Genomic DNA, 20,044 nt, shown 5'->3' with positions numbered 1-20,044 from the left:
TCCTCCGACAGATATCTCGATGTCGAGATAACTCTAGTACATAGGGTCGGCCTGGTCATGCCCCGGCCCCGTTCAGCATGAGCCGTCACGGGCGAAGGAGCCATGCGAGGCCCGCCTCCGGGTATCCGCTCGGAGACAACTCGAAAAGCCCGTCCGCAGAACCGGCGAGAGGATCGCACCGTGCCGCTCACGTTCCGCAAGAGTTTCCGGATATTCCCCGGTGTCCGGCTCAACATCAACAAGAAGTCGTGGTCGCTCACCTTCGGCTCCGGCAACGGCCCGAAGCACACCTACAACTCCACCGGCCGCCGCACCACGTCGATGGACCTGCCCGGCCCGTTCGGCTACCGGAGCACCACCCGGCGCCGCTGACCCGGGCCCCGGTCACCCGGACGGCCGCGCCACACCGCCCTCGAGATGCGTCATCTCATATCTGAGATAGCCTCAGTCACATGGCAGACGACTACCTCGTACGCATCGGCCGCCTCATCCGTGACGCACGGCAGCATCGTGGCTGGTCACAGGCGCAGCTGGCGGAAGCCCTCGGCACCAGCCAGAGCGCGATCAACCGGGTCGAACGCGGCAACCAGAACATCAGTCTTGAGATGATCGCCCGCATCGGTGAGGCTCTCGACAGCGAGATCGTCTCCCTCGGCTATGCGGGCCCGATGCACCTCCGGGTGGTCGGCGGGCGCCGGCTCTCCGGTTCCATCGACGTCAAGACCAGCAAGAACGCCTGCGTGGCGCTGCTGTGCGCCTCGCTCCTCAACAAGGGCCGCACCACCCTGCGGCGGGTGGCCCGGATCGAGGAGGTCTACCGCCTGCTGGAGGTTCTCAACTCCATCGGCGTACGGACCCGCTGGATCAACGACGGCGTGGACCTGGAGATCGTGCCGCCCGCCGAGCTGGACATGGCGTCGATCGACGCGGACGCGGCCCGCCGCACCCGCTCGATCATCATGTTCCTCGGCCCGCTGCTGCACCGCCTGGGAGAGTTCAAGCTGCCCTACGCCGGCGGCTGCGACCTCGGCACGCGCACCATCGAGCCGCACATGATCGCGCTGCGCCGCTTCGGCCTCGACATCGCGGCCACCGAGGGCCTGTACCACGCCCAGGTGGACCGGACGATCACCCCGGGCCGTCCGATCGTGCTCACCGAGCGCGGCGACACGGTCACCGAGAACGCGCTGCTGGCCGCCGCCCGCCACGACGGCGTGACGGTCATCCGCAACGCCTCGTCGAACTACATGGTCCAGGACCTCTGCTTCTTCCTGGAGGCGCTGGGCGTGCGGGTCGAGGGCATCGGCACCACCACGCTCACCGTGCACGGTGTGCCGGACATCGACGTGGACGTGGACTACTCGCCCTCCGAGGACCCGGTCGAGGCGATGAGCCTGCTGGCCGCGGCCGTGGTCACCGAGTCCGAGCTGACCGTCCGGCGGGTGCCGATCGAGTTCCTCGAGATCGAGCTGGCCGTCCTGGAGGAGATGGGTCTCGACCACGACCGCTCCCCCGAGTACAACGCGGACAACGGCCGTACCCGCCTGGTGGACCTCACCGTCAAGCCCTCCAAGCTGGAGGCGCCGATCGACAAGATCCACCCGATGCCGTTCCCCGGTCTGAACATCGACAACGTGCCGTTCTTCGCCGCCATCGCGGCCTCGGCGCAGGGCCAGACCCTGATCCACGACTGGGTCTACGACAACCGGGCGATCTACCTCACCGACCTCAACCGCCTCGGCGGCCGTCTCCAGCTCCTCGACCCGCACCGGGTCCTGGTCGACGGCCCCACCCGCTGGCGCGCGGCCGAGATGATGTGCCCGCCGGCACTCCGCCCGGCCGTTGTCGTGCTGCTGGCCATGATGGCCGCGGAGGGCACCTCGGTGCTGCGCAACGTCTACGTCATCAACCGCGGCTACGAGGACCTCGCGGCGCGCCTCAACTCGGTGGGCGCGCAGATCGAGATCTTCCGCGACATCTGACGGGGAGGTACCGTCGCATCCTCTCTGACCTGCGGTTACGCGGATCTCGGAGGAGGTGCGGCGGCACCTCTGGGCCTTCTCGGGCCCTTGGCGGGATCGGACTCGCCCTCCACAGTGATCACCAGTCGCGCTGAGTGACCATTCACGCAGCGCGACCGTCCGGAGCTCGCAGCGCCGTCCCAGCACCTCGTCGATGGGAGACCGCAAAGCAGTCACCGGAGGTCATCTGGGGCCCGTCCACTCCGCCGCGCGGGCACTTCCGGCGACGACGGTCCGGATCTCCTCCAGCAGCTCCGGCCAGTGTTCGCCGCACGCGTTCACCGCGTGCCACACCGCTTCCACCGCCGCCTTCAGCGGGTCGGCCTCGGCGGCGGCCGGGACCGTGGGGAGGGCGAAGTGCGGCTGGGAGATCAGCTCCGGGGCTGCGGGGTCACCGGCCGGGGCCGTCATGCGCAGCACCTCCACCTGCCCCGAGGCGGACGGTGCGAGCCTTCCGTCGGCCGGTGCGGTCCTTACCCACCTGCCCAGGAGCCGGCCGGACGTCGTGTCCTCCTGCACGTCGTCGCTCAGGCCCGCCTCCGGAATCCACTCCCACCCGGTCGGCTCCGGAGGCGGCGGGAAGTACGGCGTCCGGGCGGGTGGCACACCCTTCGCCACCGCGCGACTCGGTACGGCCGGGTCGGAGCGCAGTCGCTGCCACATCAGGGCCTCGTCGTCGAACGGCGCCCCCGGTGGGCGGCCCTCGGCCAGAGCGGTGAGCGCCCGGGCGACCCAGGGCACCTCGGTCAGGCCCGCCGCCTCGCAGGCGCGCCGGGCGGCCAGCGACGCCACCGACCGCTGGGTCGCGGGTCCCGCGGCGTGGAGGTCGTGCACCAGGTCGCTGTCGTAGTCGAGCAGACCGAGCACGTTGCTGTGGCGCAGCCGGCGGCGCAGCTCCTCGCCCGGCGGTCGCCCGTGCCATTGCCACAGTTCGTAGTGCTGTCGCCGCCACTCCTGCGCCGTCGGTTCCTCGTCCGTCACCGGTCGGTCCACGGTGCTCCCTCTCGTCCGGGACGGCCCGGGAAGCCCCTGCCGGGCAGGCCGCCACACGCCCCGCATCTTCCCGCAGGGCACCGACACTCCGCGGCCTCTCACGGGGCGTCGCTCTCGCGGAGGCGGTGCAGCGGGCGCCGCTGGTGGTCGCGGCCTGCGGTCTCGTGGCCGAGGACGAACGAGGCCGCGCGCGAAGGCGGTCACGGCGTCGCGCAGGTGTCCCTCGGCCGGCATCTCGGCGACCTGGGAGGAGGCTGTCCCCACCGCGACCACGAACGTGAGGTCGAACAGCAGCTCCAGCGGGGTGCGGTGCGTCCCGGCTCGGCCGGACCCCGGCCGGTCGTCCGCTCCCTGCGCACCGCCACGCGACGGCGGCCGTGTCGTCGTTCGGGTCTGCGGCGGGCGGGGGATCGCTTACGGGCCAGATGATGCCCCATGTCGGGCGCCCCGGCGTGCCGCGGGCGTCCGGGCGGGCCCCGCAGTTCTGCCTGCGGTTCTGCCTGATGAGCCGGGTGGGGCGCTGCGTGACGACCACCTCTGCGCCGGATCAGGTCCTGGAGCGGCAGCTCTCCGACCTGCCGTTCGACCAGCCCGCGTCATCCGGAGGAGCGCCTCAGCGGCAGGGGCGGTGAAAGGGCGTCAGGGTTTCGCCCGAACCCAGGGCGCGTCGACGGTCCGGTAGCGGTACGCGGCCGCGGTGGCCGCCGCCAGCAGCACCAGAGCCAGGGCGAGGGCCGCCACGAGGCGGTCGCCGAGGACCAGGGCCGCCCCGAGCAGGGCGCCGATGAACAGCGCGGCCACCGACAGCACCCGGCGCCCGGAGTGCGGGGCCCCTCCCCCGGCGGGTGTGGAGTCGGCGGCCAGGCCGGCGAGGGTCCGCGTCAGCACGGTCGTGGTGAGGTCCGGGACGCCCAGGCGCCGGACGACGGCGTTCTGCAGGCCCATGGCGAGGGCCAGGGAGACGATCAGCGTGTACCGGGCGCCGGGCGTCGACGTCGCGTCCAGCACGGCGGCCACCACCAAGGTGACCGCCACCGGTGCCGTCTCGACGGCCGCGGCCGCCGCCAGCAGACGCGCCCGGTGCCCGGCGAACCGGGCGCCGAGTCTTCCGCCGGCCACCGCTCCGAGGAGGAAGGCGGCGATCGCGACGAGCGAGGCGCGCGCGGACAGGTCGTCGTCGCCTGCGAGGGCGAACCCGAGGAAGATCACGTTGCCCGTCATGTTGGCGACGAACACGTGCCCGAGGGCCAGGTAGCTCACCGCGTCGACCAGCCCGGACGCCACCGTCAGCATCAGCAGGAGGGGCGGCAGCGGGCCGTGGAGCTCCTCGCCCCGCGGCCACAGCGTGCGGAACACGTCATTCAGCAGCCTGCGCATGCCTCATTACTCCCCCGGCGGCGGCCGCAGGTGCAGGACCAGTCGGGTGAGCAGACCGCTCACCGGGCCGGTCACGACCGCGGCCACGGGCAGCCACACCGGCCACGGGGTGCGGGCCAGGGCCTGGTCCGCGGACCACCGCCCCGGCCGCGACTGACGCTGCGGTGCCGCCGCGCCCCGTCGAACCGCGCAACGCGGTCCGCGAGGGGTGCGGCGGCGCCTCCGGCTCCGGCCTGGGGCTTCCGGTCCCCCGCGCGCTCCTGACGGCCATCGCCCAGGGACCTGCGTGCGGCTGCGCCCCGACTGCGCCGGGGCTCAGTCGGCGCTCCCCTTCCCGATCGCGCATTCCCTCTCCGTGAGCGGCCGCGCGTCCCCGGCCACCCGGCTGCACACCACCCGGGAGTGCGAGGACCCGTTCTCGCGGCGACGGACCTCCATGAGGGCGATGCTGTGCCCCTTGCGGCCCGCGTAGAGCGGCGCCTGCCGGAAGTCGATCGTGCCGGTGGCCATACCGTGGAGCCGTACGGCCCGCAGATTGACCCAGGTGGAGCTCCTGCTCTGGGCGGTGTCGTCACGGGAGGCCGCGTCGAACAGGGCCCGGGTCGCGTCGTACGACAGGGCGGTCTGCCCGCTGGCCAGCGCGGGCGAGTCGTGACGCACCGTGTCGCCGACGCCGGGCAGGTACTCCGCGGCGTGGTTGTAGAACTCGGTGTCCCGAGCGGCCTTGCGCAGCTCCGCCAGCGCCGCGTGGTACAGCGTGACCTTGGGAGCCACACTCTCGTTGCCGGGCGCGAAGACGGCCTTGGACAGGTCGTCACCGGTGATGACGGACATCTCCCGGCCGGCGCATCCCGAATGCGTGCCGAGCTGTTCCATGAAGGGGCTGACGTCCTCCACCCGGCCGGCGAAGTAGATCACCGATGGCACGTCGGCGCTCTCACAGATCTTCTGGGCCGGCCCCCGGAACTCCGGATCGCCACCCGGGCTGAGGGCGTACGACAACGGATCCTGCAGGGCGAAGTCCTCCCGGTCGAGCATCTCTCCGCCATAGTGGGCCTGTTCCTCCGTGTACCGGTCGTCGGAAGCCTTGGTGTCGCGGGCGACCACCATGGCGGGCGGCCGCCGTTCCCCGGCCGCCCGGCGCAGCTGCCGTGCTATCAGGCCGAGTTGCGAGGTCTGCCAGTCGTCCGGCGCGGCGAGGCTGAACCAGTTGGCGAACTGCTTCGGCAGGTAGGTGGCGGAGTTGGTCCCGGACACGACGGGCAGCCCCGCCCGCCGGAGCGTTCGCGTCGTCTCCTCGCTGGAGTCGAGGTCCCGGCCCGTCCCGACCACGCCCACCAGTGTCGGGTCCCGCTCGGCGTACGCGGCGATCAGCTCGGCCATCTCGACCTGGTCACGCAGGTCGACGCCCCCGTTGGCCACGAGCACGCGCAGCTTCACACTGGACGCCTCGTTCACCACCGCCTGGGCGAGGTACACACCGCCGAGCTCCTCCAGCCCCTTCACGGGTGAGTAGCCGCGCCGTTCGTCGGCACTGAGCGGCCCCGCGTAGACCACCGTGACGTACTTGCCCCGGCCTGCCCCCAGGGCCGTCTCGTTCTGCTCCGCGATCCTCGTCTCCAGCTGGGACAGGGTCCAGGGCGCACCGCCCGAGCGGGACCCCTTCCCGTCGGCCGGTTCACTGTCGCCGCCCGGCAGCCATGTGGAGAACCGCACTCCCTCCGTGGCGATCCCGATGCACTCCCCGGTGCGGTCGCCGGAAGCGGCCTTGCGGTGGGTGTCCCGGTTCGCGGTCAGCCAGGTGGTGGAGCAGTGCCGGTCGGACAGCACGTCGGCGTACGCGACGGTGCCCCCGGCCAGCAGGGCCAGCGACAGGGCGAGCGTCTGCGCCGACCACACCACCCGGGCGACGGTGCGCCTCGTGGACGCCTTCACACACTGCCCCGTGTCCAGCGGGGTCTGGCGCTCCTTCGCGGGCACCGGGATGCTCACCACCCAGGGCAGACCGCCCCAGTGGCTCGGGGACTGGCCCACGCGCAGGTTGACGGCCCACGCCATGTGCCAGTCGGAGAGCTGTGTCCGGTCGGCCTCCCGCGCACGCCCGCCGCCCCCGGCCGTTCCCGCTTCCGCTCCCCTTTCCGCCGGAAGGCCGCGCCTCAGGAGCTCGATGCTGTCGCAGGGCACGGCGGCGACCACCAGCAGCGGGTCGAGCTCACTGCGACGGCTGCGGATGTCGCTGACGGCCTTGATCAGCTCGATCCCCCCGTTGTCCGCGTCCGCCACCGGGAGGAACATCATGGGCGGCCGGAGCCGCTTGAACCCGCGAAGGTCCCAGCTCCACCGACGGTGGCTGTCCCGCAGGTCCTCGAGCAGGGCCAGCACGTGCAGCCGCAGCCGGAAGGCGTCCTTCTCCTGGCTGTCGGTCATGGCCTGGGCGACCTCGTAAAGACGCGCCGCGACGGCGTCCCGGGACCGCAGCGGCCGCAACGGCGACGCGGCGACGGGCCGGCTCTGCGCGGCGGCCGCCCGCAGGAACGTGGTGGTCATGAACCAACGGCACTCCCTGCGCAGCCACTGGAAGACCGGCATGCTCCGCGGCACGAAGTTGAGGATCAGGAGCAGCGCCACGAGGCCGGTGCCGCAGAGCGCCGCCATGAGACCCGAGACGTCTGCGAAGGTCGCCGCCAGGGTGGCGGCGCCGATCGTCATGATGACCATCGGGAACACGTGGCTCATGTCGCTGACCGTTCGCCGCGGCACCCAGTGGGAGAACCGGGGACGACGCTCGTCCACCAACGCCCTCAGCAACGCCTTCTCGGAGGCCCGCCGGTCCGCCTCGCCCGCCGGGGCCGACTCCGCCCACCTCTTCACGGCGTCGTCGACCGCGACGACGAACCGGGTCCGGGGGAAGGCGTACCGCCGGTAGTCCGAACGGTCCCGGTCGGCGCGCGAGCCGACGCCGTTCCACTTCTTCGGATCACTGAGCTCACCGACCGCGCGTATCGCGTTGCGTAACCCCTCCGCCCTGACGTCGTCCGGCCCCGCGCCCTGGTCGGGCTGTGCCGGCCGGCGCCCTCCTGCCATCGCCGACGGGACGGCGCACCGGGTGCCGTGGCTCTTCTGCACCTCGCACAGCTCCGTCGCGATGCTCCGCGCGCCGGTGTCGTCGTCCGAGTGCAGGACGACGACGGGCATGGGCGGGTCGCTCGAACGGAAGTCCTGTACCACCGCCTCCAGCTGCCGCTGGACGTCGAACCCCTCCCTGGTCCCCATCCGCGGATTGGCCGAACAGGCCGGCAGCGCTTCGCGTTCCCCGTAGTGCACGTCCAAGCCCCCTCAAGTCCGTGTGCAGACAAGGTACTTGAGGTAACCCTGGTGGAGCGGTCGCCCGGTGCGCCTTCCGTTGACGCAGACATGCGCAGTGGCGGGCCGGGTCACGGCCTCGGGGCCGCGGCCGTGACCGGAACCGTGCACATCCGTGACTCCCGGGCCGCGACCGGCCGCCGCCGCGCGAGGATCGCGTGGCGGCGCCGCTGTGTGTCCGCCCCGGGCCCGCCGTGCCGGCGGGGTGTCCGCTACCGCAGGGAGTTCAGCGTGGCCTCCAGGGCGTCGGCGTAGAGCGTGGCTCCGTGGAGGTTCGGGTGGAAGGACTTGCTCGAGGTGACCCCCAGGTCGGCCTGCGAGTGGCCGGTGAGGATGACGCCGTGGAGCCCTTCCGGATCGCCGCAGATTCCCTTCCCCTCGAACTCGTCGCGCGGGTCGGAGAAGACGGCGCGGGTCCCGTACCGGGAGTTGGCGTCCGCGACGGCGCCGGCCATCTCGGCCGCCAGTACGTCCGCCAGCCCGTTCAGCCAGACCTTGTTCTGCTCGTTGATGTTCGCGCAGGTCGCCCCGGTCAGGAGTCGGGGATAGCCCATCAGGACGATCCGCGCGTTCGGAGCGCGTTCCTGGATGCTCTTCAGGGTGGTGGCCAGGCGGGGACGCACCGTGTCATGCATCCAGACGGGCGCCCATGCCTCCAGCGGGCCCGTCTCCTCGTCCGGGATCTTGTCCCCGGTGTCCGGGTCGACGGCGCCGATGCTGGCGTCGGAGCAGTGCGGGATCCCCGGAAGGACGCATTTCGTGGCGACGTCGGCGAACCTCGCGTCGTTGCCGCCGATCGAGACCGTCACCAGCGAGGTGTGCTGGTCCAGCGCCCCCTGGGCGATCTGGCCCGGCTCGTGATGCTGACCCTCGCCGATGAGGTGGTAGTGCCGCGCTCCCGAGCAGGCGACGAACTGGAAGTCCAGGGACGGGTCCCCGGCATCGGCCAGTGCGCCGATCGAGGAAGCACGTCCGGGGAGGACCGCCTGCCGGGACCACGCCTTGCGGGACCGGTGGCAGCCGTTCATGGTCTCCTTCTCACCGTTGTAGAAGTCGGTCTCCGGGTAGTAGTCCACGCCGCCAGCTCCTTCCGTGACACCTTCGCCCGAGGAGTACGAGTCACCCATGGCCACGATCTGGTCGCGGGGCTTCCCGCCCAGCGGCTGGAACGCCACGGCGTCCCAGGCCACGTCCTCGGTTCCGTTGCCGTCCCCGGTGATGTTCGACAGGGAGACGCGGGGCTGGCCGGTGAAGTTGAACGCGCCGAGCGACACCCACTTGTTGGTCATCACCCGCTGGGGTTTGGCGCGGTGCGGACTGGTGGAGTCGGTCCCCAGCACCGAGTAGAGGGCCTGGCGGGTGTGGGCTCCATGGTCGGGCAGATGCACCCATGCCCTCATCCAGCCGCGGTGGTTGCCTCCCAGGGCCCAGGTACCGGTGACCTTGGCACGGGGCGGCTCGGTGCCGCGCTGCTGACGGGTGTGCGAGAACCAGAAGTGGTTGTCGTATCCGGCGCCGATCTGGTGGAGATCGATCCGGCCGGAAGGTGAGGCGAAGTCGAACGTGAACGTTCCCGCCGACTCCGACGGCCCGCAGTCGCGGTTGTCGGAGCCGCCGGGTGTGGCCCCGGCGGGGATGTCGTCGACCACGAGGCTGCCGGCCGGCAGTCCGGCCGAACACCTCGGGGGGTAGGCGGAGCCGTCCGGCTGCTCCACGTAGCCGGTGTTGAACCGGTGCAGTGGATAGCCACAGGCCCTTACGGCGGGACCGCAGTCCTTCCAGGTCGCGGGCTGGTGGTACCAGCACTTGAGGTACAGCGGATCGGTGTCCTCACCGGGGAGCAGGCACGGTCCGCCGCCGGTGTGGTTGGTGGCGTCCTCGCCGATCTTCGAAGGTGCGCAGTCGTTCCCGCTGTCACAGAACAGGTCGATCGGCGGCTTCGCGGTGGTGCGGAAGCCGGGGGTCAGCCAGGTCGCCTGCCGGTAACCGGGCTGGAAGTCGCCCGGCGCGAACATCGCGGAGATCGGGCGGGCCGCCCAGCCGATCACCTTCTCCTGGTACGGCCAGTTCTGCGGGTCCTTGGCGTCGGCGTACTGGTCGCCGCCTCCGTCGGACTCCAGGAACGGGTTGCGGTTCTCCTTCCACAGGGGGTTCGCCGGGTTGTTGGTCCAGCCCACGCCCCACTTGCCCGAGTACTTGTGCGCCTCGGCCTCGGGGTAGTAGCCGGAGTTGTAGGCCCACAGGGCGAAGAACCAGTTCTCGATCCATTTCGGTTCGCCGTTGTTGACGACGAGACCGTCGGCCCGGGTCTGGTTCCACTTGTCGGCGAGGATGTCCGCGCCCTTGGCGATGTTGGCGGCGTAGTCGAGGGCCACGGCTTCCTGCTGGACCGGACTCAGCGTGAGCTGGCCCTTGTCCGGCAGTCGCATCCCGTCGGTGACCTGGGTGATGCCGTAGCCGCAGTCGGCTTCCGCCCAGTCGATCGCCCAGGGGTCGTGCTGCGTGCCGTCGGCCGAGTACTGCACGCCGTAGAAGTTGCCGACCAGAGGGTTGGCCGTGACGCCGGGCACCGCGTAGCGGGTGGCCTGCCACATGTTGGACTCCTGCGCGGTGATGCCCAGCAGGATCTGCGCGGGGATGCGCCAGTCGTCGCCGGTCCCGCCGGTCAGGGACCGGAGAGGGAACAACGTCTGGGGCGAGTACGCGGGCATGCCCATCCCCTTCCAGTCGGCCGGGCGGCTCGCGTGCGCGTTGAGGTTTCTCACCACGGCCTGGTCCACCGCCCATTCGACCTGCCGGGGGGTCGGCTGGAACGCCTGCTTGCGTATGTCGCCGCGCGGGACGGAGCAGGTGCGGTCCGCCTCGACCGGCGACTCGGCGGCCGAACGGAACGATTTCGCGTCCGCCTCCGCCTCCACCGGCCGGGGCAGGGCCGGGCTGGTCGCGAGCGAGGTGTCCTGCGCCTTCGCGCTGCCGACGCGCTCGTGCGGCATGGCGTCGAGTGTCACGCTCTCGCCGGTGCCCAGCGCCTTCAGGGTCACCCTTGCCGGCCGGGCCGCCAGGGCGTCCCTGGAGGATGTCCGCGGGTCCTTGCCGTCGGCCCACGCGGTGGTGAGGGCGGCGCGGCCGTGACTGGAGATGCGCGCGTTCTTGGCTATGCCCCCCGGGTTGCGCACCGAGCCGGGGAGCTTTCCGCCCTGCTCCGTACGGGCGGTGCCCGTGACGAAGACCGTGCCGTCCGCCGCCCTGGCCAGGTCGAAGGCGGTCAGCTTCCCCCTGGCCAGTCGCTGGGCGGTGTTCTTCGCCGCCGGCGAGCGCAGCTGTGCGGGGGTGACGCGGAAGACGGCGGCTTCGGGCCCGGCGTCGGCCTGTGCGGCGGAGCGCGCCGCGCCGGGCAGACGGTCGATGAAGGCGACGCCGCCGTCCGCGTCCGGCTTGAGCTGGAACGGCACGCCGTGGGTACGGGCCACCACCCGTACCTTCCGGCCGTCGATCTCCACGATCCGACGGCCCTGGGCGGCGACGACGTGTCCGCCGACGGGTACCGCCGAGGTGATCTGCCCGTCCAGGCGAACCTTGCGCGTCGTCCCGCTCGGCCCGGCGACGGTGATCAGCCGCGTCTCGGAGGTGGCCGAGGACACCTCATCGGTGAACTGGGAGAAGACCGCGTTCTCACCGCTGCCGCAGCCCGGCGAGAAGTAGCCCAGGGACGCCTGGAAGGGCAGCTTGCGGACGTTCCCGGTGACGAGGTCGACGATCGCGGTGAAGGCGCCCCGGCTCATCAGCTCGGGCTTGTTGGTGAACGTCCGGGGCGCGTACGCCACGGCGGCGTACCGGCCGGACTCCGTCACGCAGGCGTTGCCGATCCAGGCGTCCGTCTCGAAACCGGCCTCGGACAGGGTGGCGGCGGTCCGCCACCCGTAGCCCTTCTTCTCCTCGGCCACCATCACATGGAACCCGGTGGCGTCTCCGGAGGTGGTGAACGCACGGTCCTCGGAGCCGGCGAAGTCCTCACCGAGTACGGCGGCGCGACGGTCCTCCGTCACCGCCGAGGGCTTGAACGCGGGCTTCGCGCCCGTGGACTCGCCGTCGTCCCTCGGCGCGGCCTCCGTCCCGGCCGGCCGGCCGTCGACCGCCCGCGGGCGCGAACCGTCGGCGGACGCCTGTGGCGCGCCGATACCGACCGCGACCGCGAGCGCGGCCGCCGAGGCCGCTACGGCGCGCAGGCGTCTGAACATGCTGCGTCTCAACTTCCCTGTCCTTACCTACGCGGGAGCGGGGGGCACCGTCCGGCACCCCCCGCTTCGGTCATCGCCTCGTGCTCCTGGCGGTCAGCGGCACGTGTAGAACGCGCCGGTGGGAGTGAAGTAGGGGAACTTGATGGCACGGCCGGTGTAGTAGCCGTACACCCCGTCGGAGTCGACCCCGGCGAGCTTGCTCTGCGCGTTCTTCAGAGCGATGAAGGTGGCCGGGCCGAAGGACCCGTCCACGGCGATGTTCTGCTGGTAGCAGTACTTCAGGCTCCTCTGGAGTGCCCTCACTCCGCTTCCCTGGTCGTTCTGGCGGAGCGTGCACTCCGTGCTGTAGATCCCGAAGCTGTAAGGGATCCACGCGCTGACCTTCATGGTCGCCGAGTGCGAGGCCATGAAGCGGGCCTCGTACGTGTCGCAGGTATAGGGGTCGCCGGCCGCCGCGGAGGCCCCGGGAGCAGCGGTCGCCGCGGCGCCGAGCAGTGCGACCGTCGCGGCGACGACCGTGCCGGCGGTTCTGATGGCCCGACGTATGGAGAGGTGCATAGGGGTCCCCGTCCGATCCGGTGGAAGTGGTGTATCGCTGAGGGAACTTAGGCCCGTCGGAGAGCCGTGACTTTGCCGTGCGTGCCGGATGCTTTGCTCGCCATGCCGGCACACCGCCTCTCCCGCACCCCGGCGGTTGCACCGCGGGTACGCGTCACCCACACTCGTCCCGGAACCATCCGTGTCGAGGGGGGCGCGTGGAGCGAGGAACCAAGGTGGTGCCGGGGCGGGCGGGGTGCACCGGATGAGTCCGGCGCTGGACACCACGTCCATACGGCCGCAGGACCGCGAGGAGGTCATCCGGGACGCGGTGTGGGGCTCGGTGGTGGTCGTCGACATCGACCACCGGCCTCCGGCCGGGGAGATCCGGGCACGGATGGACGTCGGGTCCGTCGGGCCGCTCAGGGTGTGTTCGGCACGGTCGACGGCGGTCAGACTGCGTCGCACGGAGCGGCTCGTACGGAAGGACGAGGAGCCGTCCCTCTTCCTCAGCCTTCAGGTGACCGGCACCAGCATCGGCGTGCAGAACGGGCGCGAATGCGTCGTGGGGCCCGGGGAGTTCGCCATGCTGCGGTCCGACGCCCCGTACACGCTCCTCTTCGACCAGGGCATCGACCACCACTTCCTGCGGCTGCCGCTGGCAGCCCTCGCGCTGCCCGACCGGCTGCTCCGGGACACCACCACGGTGACGTTCGGCGCCGGGAACCCGCTCGCGCGGCTGGCCTACACGTACTTCTCGCAGCTCGCGGTCAGCGAGGAGCTGCACCGCGACGACGCCGACGAGGCCGTCGTCGCCCCCACCATCGAGCTGCTGCGTGCCCTCCTGGTCTCCCAGCACGGGGACGCCGGCCCTGCGAAGGGGCCCCTGGAGGCGACGCTCAGTCTGCGGATCACGCAGTACATCCGGGAGCACCTGGCCGACCCCGACCTGTCGGCGGCCCGGATCGCGGCCGCGCACGGCATCTCCGTACGGCATCTGTACGCCGTGCTGTCCCGGGCGGGCATCAGCCTCGGGGACTGGATACGTGCCCGGCGGCTCGATGCGTGCAAGCGGGAGCTGGCCGGGCCCGCCGGGCGGTCGCGGACCGTCGCGGCGATCGGGCGGAGCTGGGGTTTCATGAACGCGACCCACTTCAGCAGGGTCTTCAAGGACGCGTACGGGGTGCCGCCCCGGGGCTGGCGCGACCGGCACCACGCCCGCGGCCCGCACGACTGAGCCGCCGGTCCGGCTCGCCCCCCTCGTCTCCCCGTACAGGGCGCCGGACCGGCGGCGGGCGTGCGTCCACCTCTTCCACCACGTCGTGCGCGGCGGCCGGTATGCCCGGCCCTGTGCCGCCCCGGCGGGAGCGTCGTGTGACCTGTCCGGCGGCGCCGGGGCGGGTGCCGGGCCGGGGCACAGGTCCGGGCCCGGCACCCGCCGCATACCGGTCAGGGCTCCGGCGCGGCCGGCGCCCTGCCGGTCAGGGCTGCCTCTCCTCGCGAGCGGCGGCCGATCCGCCCGGCACGGCGCCGGGGGCCGCGGCGCCGGTTGCCGAAGGGCGCGGGTTGTTCCCGAGGGGCTCGGCCGCGGCGGCAGCACCGGGGCCGGGGGTGGTCTGCGGTTCCCACACACCGTTGCAGTCCAGCTGGTCCGAGCCGTCTCCGCCGATGACCTTGTCGCAGCTCGTCTCGTAGACACCCCCGTCCGTCGTCAGCACCTCGACCCTGACGACATGGGCCACCTCGGAGACGGAGACGCCGCAGGCACCCTCCGGGTACCCGCCGCCGGGGGTCTGCGTGAGGTCGTACCAGGTGAACTCGCGCCCGACGCCTCCGGTGACGTTCTTGATCCCGGCGTAGGCGACGCCGTTCGACACCACCGCCTTGGCCTCGTACATCTCCTGCGCCACGGAGTCGATGTCGTAGCAGCTGGCCGGTCCGGCCGGCCCGGGCTCGCCCTGCGGGCCCGCCTCGCCCTGGGGGCCCATCTCACCCTGGGGGCCCTCGGGGCCCTGAGGTCCCTCGGGACCCTGGTCACCCGGAATCCCCGGAAGTCCCGGAACCCCGGGGGGACCGATTTGGCCTCGGGGACCTTCGGGGCCCATCTCGCCGGGATCACCCTGGGGACCGGGCTCACCCATGGGCCCCGGAGGCCCCTCCGGCCCGTCCACGCCGGGAGGACCCTCGGGGCCCGTCTCACCGGGATCACCCTGAGGACCGGGCTCACCTTGCTCACCCTGCGGGCCGGTCTCACCGGGAGGCCCGGGCTCACCCTGCTCACCCTGCGGGCCCGGGTCACCCTGCTCACCCTGCTCGCCCTGCGGGCCGGTCTCACCGGGAGGCCCGGGCTCACCCTGCTCACCCTGCGGGCCCGGGTCACCCTGCTCACCCTGTTCACCCTGCGGACCGGTCTCACCGGGATCACCCTGAGGCCCAGGCTCACCCTGCGGGCCCGGGTCACCTTGCTCGCCCTGCGGACCGGTCTCACCGGGTGGTCCGGTGTCGCCCTGCTCGCCCTGCGGGCCCGGGTCACCCTGCTCGCCCTGTTCACCCTGTTCACCCTGCGGACCGGTCTCGCCGGTCTCACCCTGAGGCCCGGGCTCACCCTGCGGGCCCGGGTCACCTTGCTCACCCTGCTCGCCCTGCGCGCCGGTCTCGCCCTGAGGACCGTCCTCACCCTGCGGTCCGGCCTGTCCTGCCGGTCCTTCCGGACCGGCGGGGCCGACCGGGCCCGCGGGGCCTTCCGGTCCGGTGGGGCCCGGCGGTCCGCCTGCCGGACCCGCCGGTCCCGTGGGGCCGGCCGGTCCTTCCGGTCCCTCCGGTCCTGCCGGTCCCGCCGGCCCGGTCTGTCCGTTCTGTCCCGCCGGACCCTCCGGTCCTGCGGGTCCTGCCGGGCCGGCCGGTCCTGCGGGGCCGGTCTGCCCCGCGGGACCTTCCGGTCCGGGAGGTCCGGGCGGTCCCGGCTGCCCTTCGCCCTTCCCCTTGCACTTGTCGTCCCCGTGGCCACCCCGCTGGTCGTGCTGGTGGTGGTCCCCCTCGCTCCGGCACCTGTCGCCGAACGCCTGCACGCCGGCCGACTGCTTGCCGTCCGCCGCTGCGGGGTTGGTGAATCCCAACATCACCAGCGCCATCGACACCACCGCGCCGCCCGCGATGGCTCTGGCCGGCCGGGGAAGCGGACCCAGCCTGGTCGACGGCTCTCTGCCCTTCGGTCTCATGCACTGCTCCTCGTGGAACGAAATCGGAGAGGCACACGGAGTGGCCGCGCGCCTCTCCCTCAACCTCCCGCGTCAACCGCCCATGAAGTACACAAATGACCTAATAATCACCTTATCGGAATATGCGATGCGGTCATGCGACGTCCCGGTGGCCCGGAACGGCGAAGCCGCCGTGCACCTCGGCGAGGGGCACGGCGGCTGCGGGACGACGGGAGCAGGGGCTTACTCGCCCTGGAGGTCCTTCAGGGCGTCCTCGACGCGGTCGAGGGTGTAGTGGGCGTCGGTGTAGCCCGCCACCGTGTTCTTGCCGCCGACGTAGACGTGGCCGTCCTTCACCGCGGGGAGCTGCTCGTAGAGGGAGGTCGCCTGAAGGTCCTTCATGAAGGCGTTCACCTCGCCGCGCAGGTTGGAGTCGAGGAAGAGGACGTCGGCGTCGCCGACCGCGGACTCCAGCTTCTCGTGGGAGAGGGTGGCCTCCGGCTCCTTCTGGTCCTTGACGATGTCACTCTCCTGCTTGGACCAGGTGAAGCCGAGCGGCACGAGCAGCGAGCCCTGCATGTTCTTCTCGCCCCAGGCGTAGAAGTTGTTCTCCTCGTACGCGCCGACGACGCCGACCGTCCTGCCCTTGATGACGTCCGCGTAGGTGGTCGCGATGCTCTTCTGGCGCTCGGTGAACTCGCTCTGGAGCTCGTCGGCCTTCTCCGGCACGCCGAGGGCGTCGGCGATCTCCTCGGTCCGCTGCGTCCACTTGGCGCGGTCGCCGCCGCGGAGGGTGAAGGTGTAGACGGGCGCGATGTCGTTCAGCGCCTCGGAGGTCTCCTCGTCGTAGATGTTCGGGGCGAAGATCAGGTCCGGCTCGAGGGCGGCGATCTCCTCCAGCGCGGGCTCCTGCTGGGCGACGACCGGGACCTTCTCGGCCTCGGCGGCCTGGTCCTCGGGGATGATGCCCTCCTCGAACGCGCCCTGGCCGACCAGCTCGAAGCCGAGGTCCAGGACCGGCTGCGTGGCGGCGTAGTGCAGGGTGACGATCCGTTCGGGGGTGCCGGGCACCTCGACCTTCGCACCGGTGGCGTCGGTGACCGTGCGCGAGGCGGCGGGCTTCGCGGCCTTGTCGCCGTCGGAACCGGCCTCGTCCGAGGAGGACGAGGAGCAGCCGGTCAGGGCGAGGGCGAGGGCGGCGGCGCCCGCGACGAACGCGGCGGGGGTGGACTTCATGGTGCGACCTTCCGGAGTTGCGAGGAGGAGGAGGCGGGCGCCGTGCGGCGGCCCTGGTGCCGGGTGATGATGTGAGGACCGCCGTTGACCGGGTCCTCGATGATGGTGGCCTGGATGTCGAAGACGTCGGCGAGGAGCTCGGTGGTCAGCACCTCTGCCGGGGGGCCCTGCGCGACGACGCGCCCGTCGGACATCACGATGAGGTGTCCGGCGTAGCGGGCCGCGTGGTTGATGTCGTGGAGCACGGCGACGATCGTGCGGCCGGCGGTGTGGTGGAGATCGGCGAACAGGTCCAGCAGGGAGATCTGGTGCGAGACGTCGAGGAACGTCGTCGGCTCGTCGAGCAGCAGGATCGGGCTCTCCTGCGCGAGCGCCATGGCGACCCAGGCGCGCTGGCGCTGCCCGCCCGACAGTTCGTCGACCGGGCGGTCCGTCAGCTCCGTCATCCCGGTCTGCCGCAGCGCCTGGCGGACGCTGTGCTCGTCCTCCTGGCTCCACCGCGAGAGGACGGACTGGTGCGGGTAGCGGCCGCGCCGGACGAGGTCCAGGACGCGGATGCCGGCCGGGGTCACCGCGGACTGGGGCAGCAGGCCGAGCCGGGTGGCGAGGTCCTTGGCCCGCATCCGGTGGATGTCCTTGCCGTCCAGCCACACGGTGCCCTCGCGCGGCTCAAGGAGCCGGGACAGGGAGCGCAGCAGGGTGGATTTGCCGCAGGCGTTGGGGCCGAGGATCACCGTGAACTCCCCGTCGGGGATGCCGACCGTCAGGTGTTCGCCGATGACCCGGCCGTCGTAGGCCATGGTGATGTCGTCGGCGCGCAGCGAGGTGGCCGGCGCCGGGCGGGCGGGGTTGGTCACAGGGTGCCCTTCCGGTTCTCACGGACGAGGAGCGTCAGGAGGTAGAGGCCGCCGACGGCGACGGTGACCACGCCGACGGGGAGGGAGACCCCGGGTACGGCGTGCTGGGCGATCAGGTCGGCGCTGGCGAGGATGAGGGCGCCTGCGCAGGCGGCGGGCGCGAGCGCGGTGCCGGACGCCCCGGCGAGCCGTCGGCCGACGTGCGGTGCGGCCAGCGCCACGAAGGCGATGGGGCCCGCGGCGGCGGTGACCACGGCGACGAGGACCACGCCGCCGAGGACGAGCAGCAGGCGCAGCCGGGCGGGCCGGACGCCGAGCGTGGTGGCGACGTCCTCGCCGAGGTCGAACAGGGGCAGGGCCCGCTGGAGTCCGGCGCAGACGACGAGGGTCGCGACGGCGCCCACCACGAGGGCGGGGCCGGTGTGGGTGAAGCTGACGGCGTTCAGCGATCCGGCGCCCCAGACCGCGGCGACCTGGGAGATGTCGGAGTCGGCGACCAGATAGAGGTACGTCTCCAGCGCCACCAGCATCGCGTTGAGGCCGATGCCGACGATGACCAGGCGGAAGCCGGCGGTGCCGCCGCCGCGGGAGAGCAGCACCACCAGCAGGGTCACGACCAGGCCGCCGGCCAGGGCGCCGCCGGTGACGGCCGCGAGTCCGGAGCCCGCGAACGTGATCACCGCGACGCCGCCGGCCGAGGCGCCGGCGGTGAAGCCGATGACGTCGGGGCTGCCGAGCGGGTTGCGGGTGATGCACTGGAAGAGCGCGCCGGCCACGCCGAGCATCGTCCCGAGGACGACTGCGGCTACGGCCCGCGGCAACCGCCACTGCACGACGAACAGTTCGCTGACGCGCGTGCCGTCGCCGGTCAGCGTCCGCAGGACCTCGGCCGGCGAGTACGTCACCTTGCCGAGCATGAGGGCGGCCAAGGTCACGGCGGCGGTCACGGCGATCAGCGCGGCGCAGACGGCGACGGAGCGCACGGGCAGCCGTGCGGAGATCCGGAGGCGGCCCGGCACGCGGACCACCAGGTCGCCCTGGTCGGCCGTCATCCACGACCACGTCCGCGTCGGTCTCGGCGTCGGCGTCGGCGTCGGAAGCGGCGTCTTCGCGGTCACTGGGTGTGCACCTTCCGGTGGGAGATCAGCCGGATGAGCACCGGTGCGCCGACGAACGCGGTCACGACGCCGACGGGCATCTCGCGCAGCGGGAGCGCCACCCGGGCCACGACGTCGGAGACGACCAGGACCACGGGTGCGGCCAGCGCGGACAGCGGGATGATCCGGCGCTGGTCGTTGCCGGCCAGCAGGCGGCAGGCGTGCGGGACCATCAGCCCCAGGAAGGTGATGGGCCCGGCCACGGCGGTGGCCGTGCCGACGAGCAGGGTGACGGCGACGATGGTCAGCAGCCGCACGCGCCGGGTGTCGACGCCCAGTGAGGCGGCGGTCTCCTCGCCGAGCGCGACCGCGTTGAGCGGGCGCACCAGGGTGAGGGCGAGCAGCAGCCCCACGGCGAGGTATCCGGCGACTCCGGCCAGGTCGTCGAGCGAGCGCCCGGCCACCGACCCCGCGGCCCAGGACCGGTACCCGTCGAAGGTGGTGACGTCGAACAGGCGGATGGCGGTGGTGAAGCCGCCGAGGACCGCGGCGAGCGCCACACCGGCGAGGACCATGCGGACCGGGGTCGCCGGGCCCTTGCCCGCGGAGGCGAGCAGGAGCAGGGCGACCGTCGCCAGCATCGCGCCGGCCAGCGCGGGCAGCACCAGGGCGCTGGTGGAGGTGGAGGCCCCGGCCCACAGCGCGAGGGTGACGCCGAGCGCCGCTCCTCCGTTGACGCCGAGGATGCCGGGGTCGGCGAGCGGGTTGCGGGTGAACGCCTGGATGAGCGCGCCGGCGACTCCGAGCGCCGCGCCGACGGCGACGGCGACGACGGTGCGCGGCAGCCGCGAGTCGAGGACGAGGGCGTCGGCCTGCCGGTCGCCGTGGCCGAGGACCGCGTCGAGGACCCGGCCCGGGGCGATGCCCTCGGCGCCGACGAGGAGGCTGGCCGCGACGGACAGCAGGAGGGCCACGGCCAGTCCGGCGAGGACGAGGGGCATGCGCCGCGACGGCCGGTCCGCGACGGTACGCGGCGCACGGGTCGTCCCGGACGCGGCCGTCCCGGACGCGGCCGTCCCGGACGCGGCCGTCCCGGACGCGGTTGTCTCGGACGCGGTTGTCTCAGAC

Annotated in this window: 13 protein-coding genes; 3 read left to right on the top strand and 10 right to left on the bottom strand. The window is 72.3% G+C overall.

Going from position 1 to position 20,044, the window contains the following annotated elements; translation table 11 throughout:
* Positions 1-180 precede the first annotated feature (180 nt).
* Both GBN72_RS01195 and GBN72_RS01190 read left to right on the top strand, forming a co-directional pair.
* Positions 181-372 (top strand): DUF4236 domain-containing protein, encoded by a 192-nt coding sequence (locus tag GBN72_RS01195; protein ID WP_151769728.1) that lies wholly within the window; start codon positions 181-183, stop codon positions 370-372.
* Between the two features lie 80 nt (positions 373-452).
* Positions 453-1,982 carry a UDP-N-acetylglucosamine 1-carboxyvinyltransferase gene (locus GBN72_RS01190; RefSeq protein ID WP_151769727.1) on the top strand — a complete coding sequence of 510 codons (1,530 nt, stop codon included), beginning with the start codon at positions 453-455 and terminating at the stop codon, positions 1,980-1,982.
* A 222-nt stretch (positions 1,983-2,204) separates the two neighbouring features.
* Here the strand turns inward: GBN72_RS01190 and GBN72_RS34560 are convergent, their stop codons facing one another.
* From GBN72_RS34560 to GBN72_RS34970, 5 genes are all read right to left on the bottom strand, one after another.
* Positions 2,205-3,014: a hypothetical protein gene (locus tag GBN72_RS34560; RefSeq protein WP_174887054.1), complete on the bottom strand. Its 810-nt coding sequence runs from the start codon at positions 3,012-3,014 to the stop codon at positions 2,205-2,207.
* A 639-nt stretch (positions 3,015-3,653) separates the two neighbouring features.
* Positions 3,654-4,391 (bottom strand): YoaK family protein, encoded by a 738-nt coding sequence (locus GBN72_RS01175; RefSeq protein WP_151769726.1) that lies wholly within the window; start codon positions 4,389-4,391, stop codon positions 3,654-3,656.
* Positions 4,392-4,706: 315 nt separating this feature from the next.
* Entirely contained in the window at positions 4,707-7,664 is a 2,958-nt protein-coding gene (locus tag GBN72_RS01170; protein ID WP_151769725.1) for an ABC transporter substrate-binding protein, read from the bottom strand.
* A gap of 302 nt (positions 7,665-7,966) precedes the next feature.
* Positions 7,967-11,992 (bottom strand): SGNH/GDSL hydrolase family protein, encoded by a 4,026-nt coding sequence (locus tag GBN72_RS01165; protein ID WP_151769724.1) that lies wholly within the window; start codon positions 11,990-11,992, stop codon positions 7,967-7,969.
* Between the two features lie 93 nt (positions 11,993-12,085).
* Positions 12,086-12,550, bottom strand: coding sequence for a peptidoglycan-binding domain-containing protein (locus GBN72_RS34970; RefSeq protein ID WP_246212198.1), 465 nt, complete (start codon positions 12,548-12,550; stop codon positions 12,086-12,088).
* 244 nt (positions 12,551-12,794) lie between these two features.
* Here GBN72_RS34970 and GBN72_RS01155 point away from each other — a divergent pair, with 244 nt between their 5' ends.
* Positions 12,795-13,766: an AraC-like ligand-binding domain-containing protein gene (locus GBN72_RS01155; protein WP_174887053.1), complete on the top strand. Its 972-nt coding sequence runs from the start codon at positions 12,795-12,797 to the stop codon at positions 13,764-13,766.
* A gap of 244 nt (positions 13,767-14,010) precedes the next feature.
* Here the strand turns inward: GBN72_RS01155 and GBN72_RS34760 are convergent, their stop codons facing one another.
* From GBN72_RS34760 to GBN72_RS01130, 5 genes are all read right to left on the bottom strand, one after another.
* Positions 14,011-14,517: a hypothetical protein gene (locus tag GBN72_RS34760; protein WP_218042003.1), complete on the bottom strand. Its 507-nt coding sequence runs from the start codon at positions 14,515-14,517 to the stop codon at positions 14,011-14,013.
* A gap of 1,452 nt (positions 14,518-15,969) precedes the next feature.
* Positions 15,970-16,962, bottom strand: a complete 993-nt coding sequence (locus tag GBN72_RS01145; protein WP_151769722.1) for an ABC transporter substrate-binding protein — start codon at positions 16,960-16,962, stop codon at positions 15,970-15,972.
* Complete coding sequence (locus GBN72_RS01140) at positions 16,959-17,762, bottom strand: ABC transporter ATP-binding protein (RefSeq protein ID WP_151770866.1); 804 nt, start codon at positions 17,760-17,762, stop codon at positions 16,959-16,961. Before GBN72_RS01140 ends, GBN72_RS01145 begins: the two co-directional genes overlap by 4 nt.
* Before the next feature lie 53 nt (positions 17,763-17,815).
* Positions 17,816-18,871: a FecCD family ABC transporter permease gene (locus GBN72_RS01135; protein ID WP_151769721.1), complete on the bottom strand. Its 1,056-nt coding sequence runs from the start codon at positions 18,869-18,871 to the stop codon at positions 17,816-17,818.
* 62 nt (positions 18,872-18,933) lie between these two features.
* Complete coding sequence (locus GBN72_RS01130; protein ID WP_218042002.1) at positions 18,934-19,917, bottom strand: FecCD family ABC transporter permease; 984 nt, start codon at positions 19,915-19,917, stop codon at positions 18,934-18,936.
* Positions 19,918-20,044: the final 127 nt, after the last annotated feature.

Origin of the sequence: Streptomyces abyssomicinicus (assembly GCF_008974245.1) — a bacterium.
In the GTDB taxonomy this organism is placed as follows: domain Bacteria; phylum Actinomycetota; class Actinomycetes; order Streptomycetales; family Streptomycetaceae; genus Streptomyces; species Streptomyces abyssomicinicus.
The sequence above is the reverse complement of the archived record's forward strand: the minus strand, read 5'-3'. Positions and strand labels throughout refer to the sequence as shown.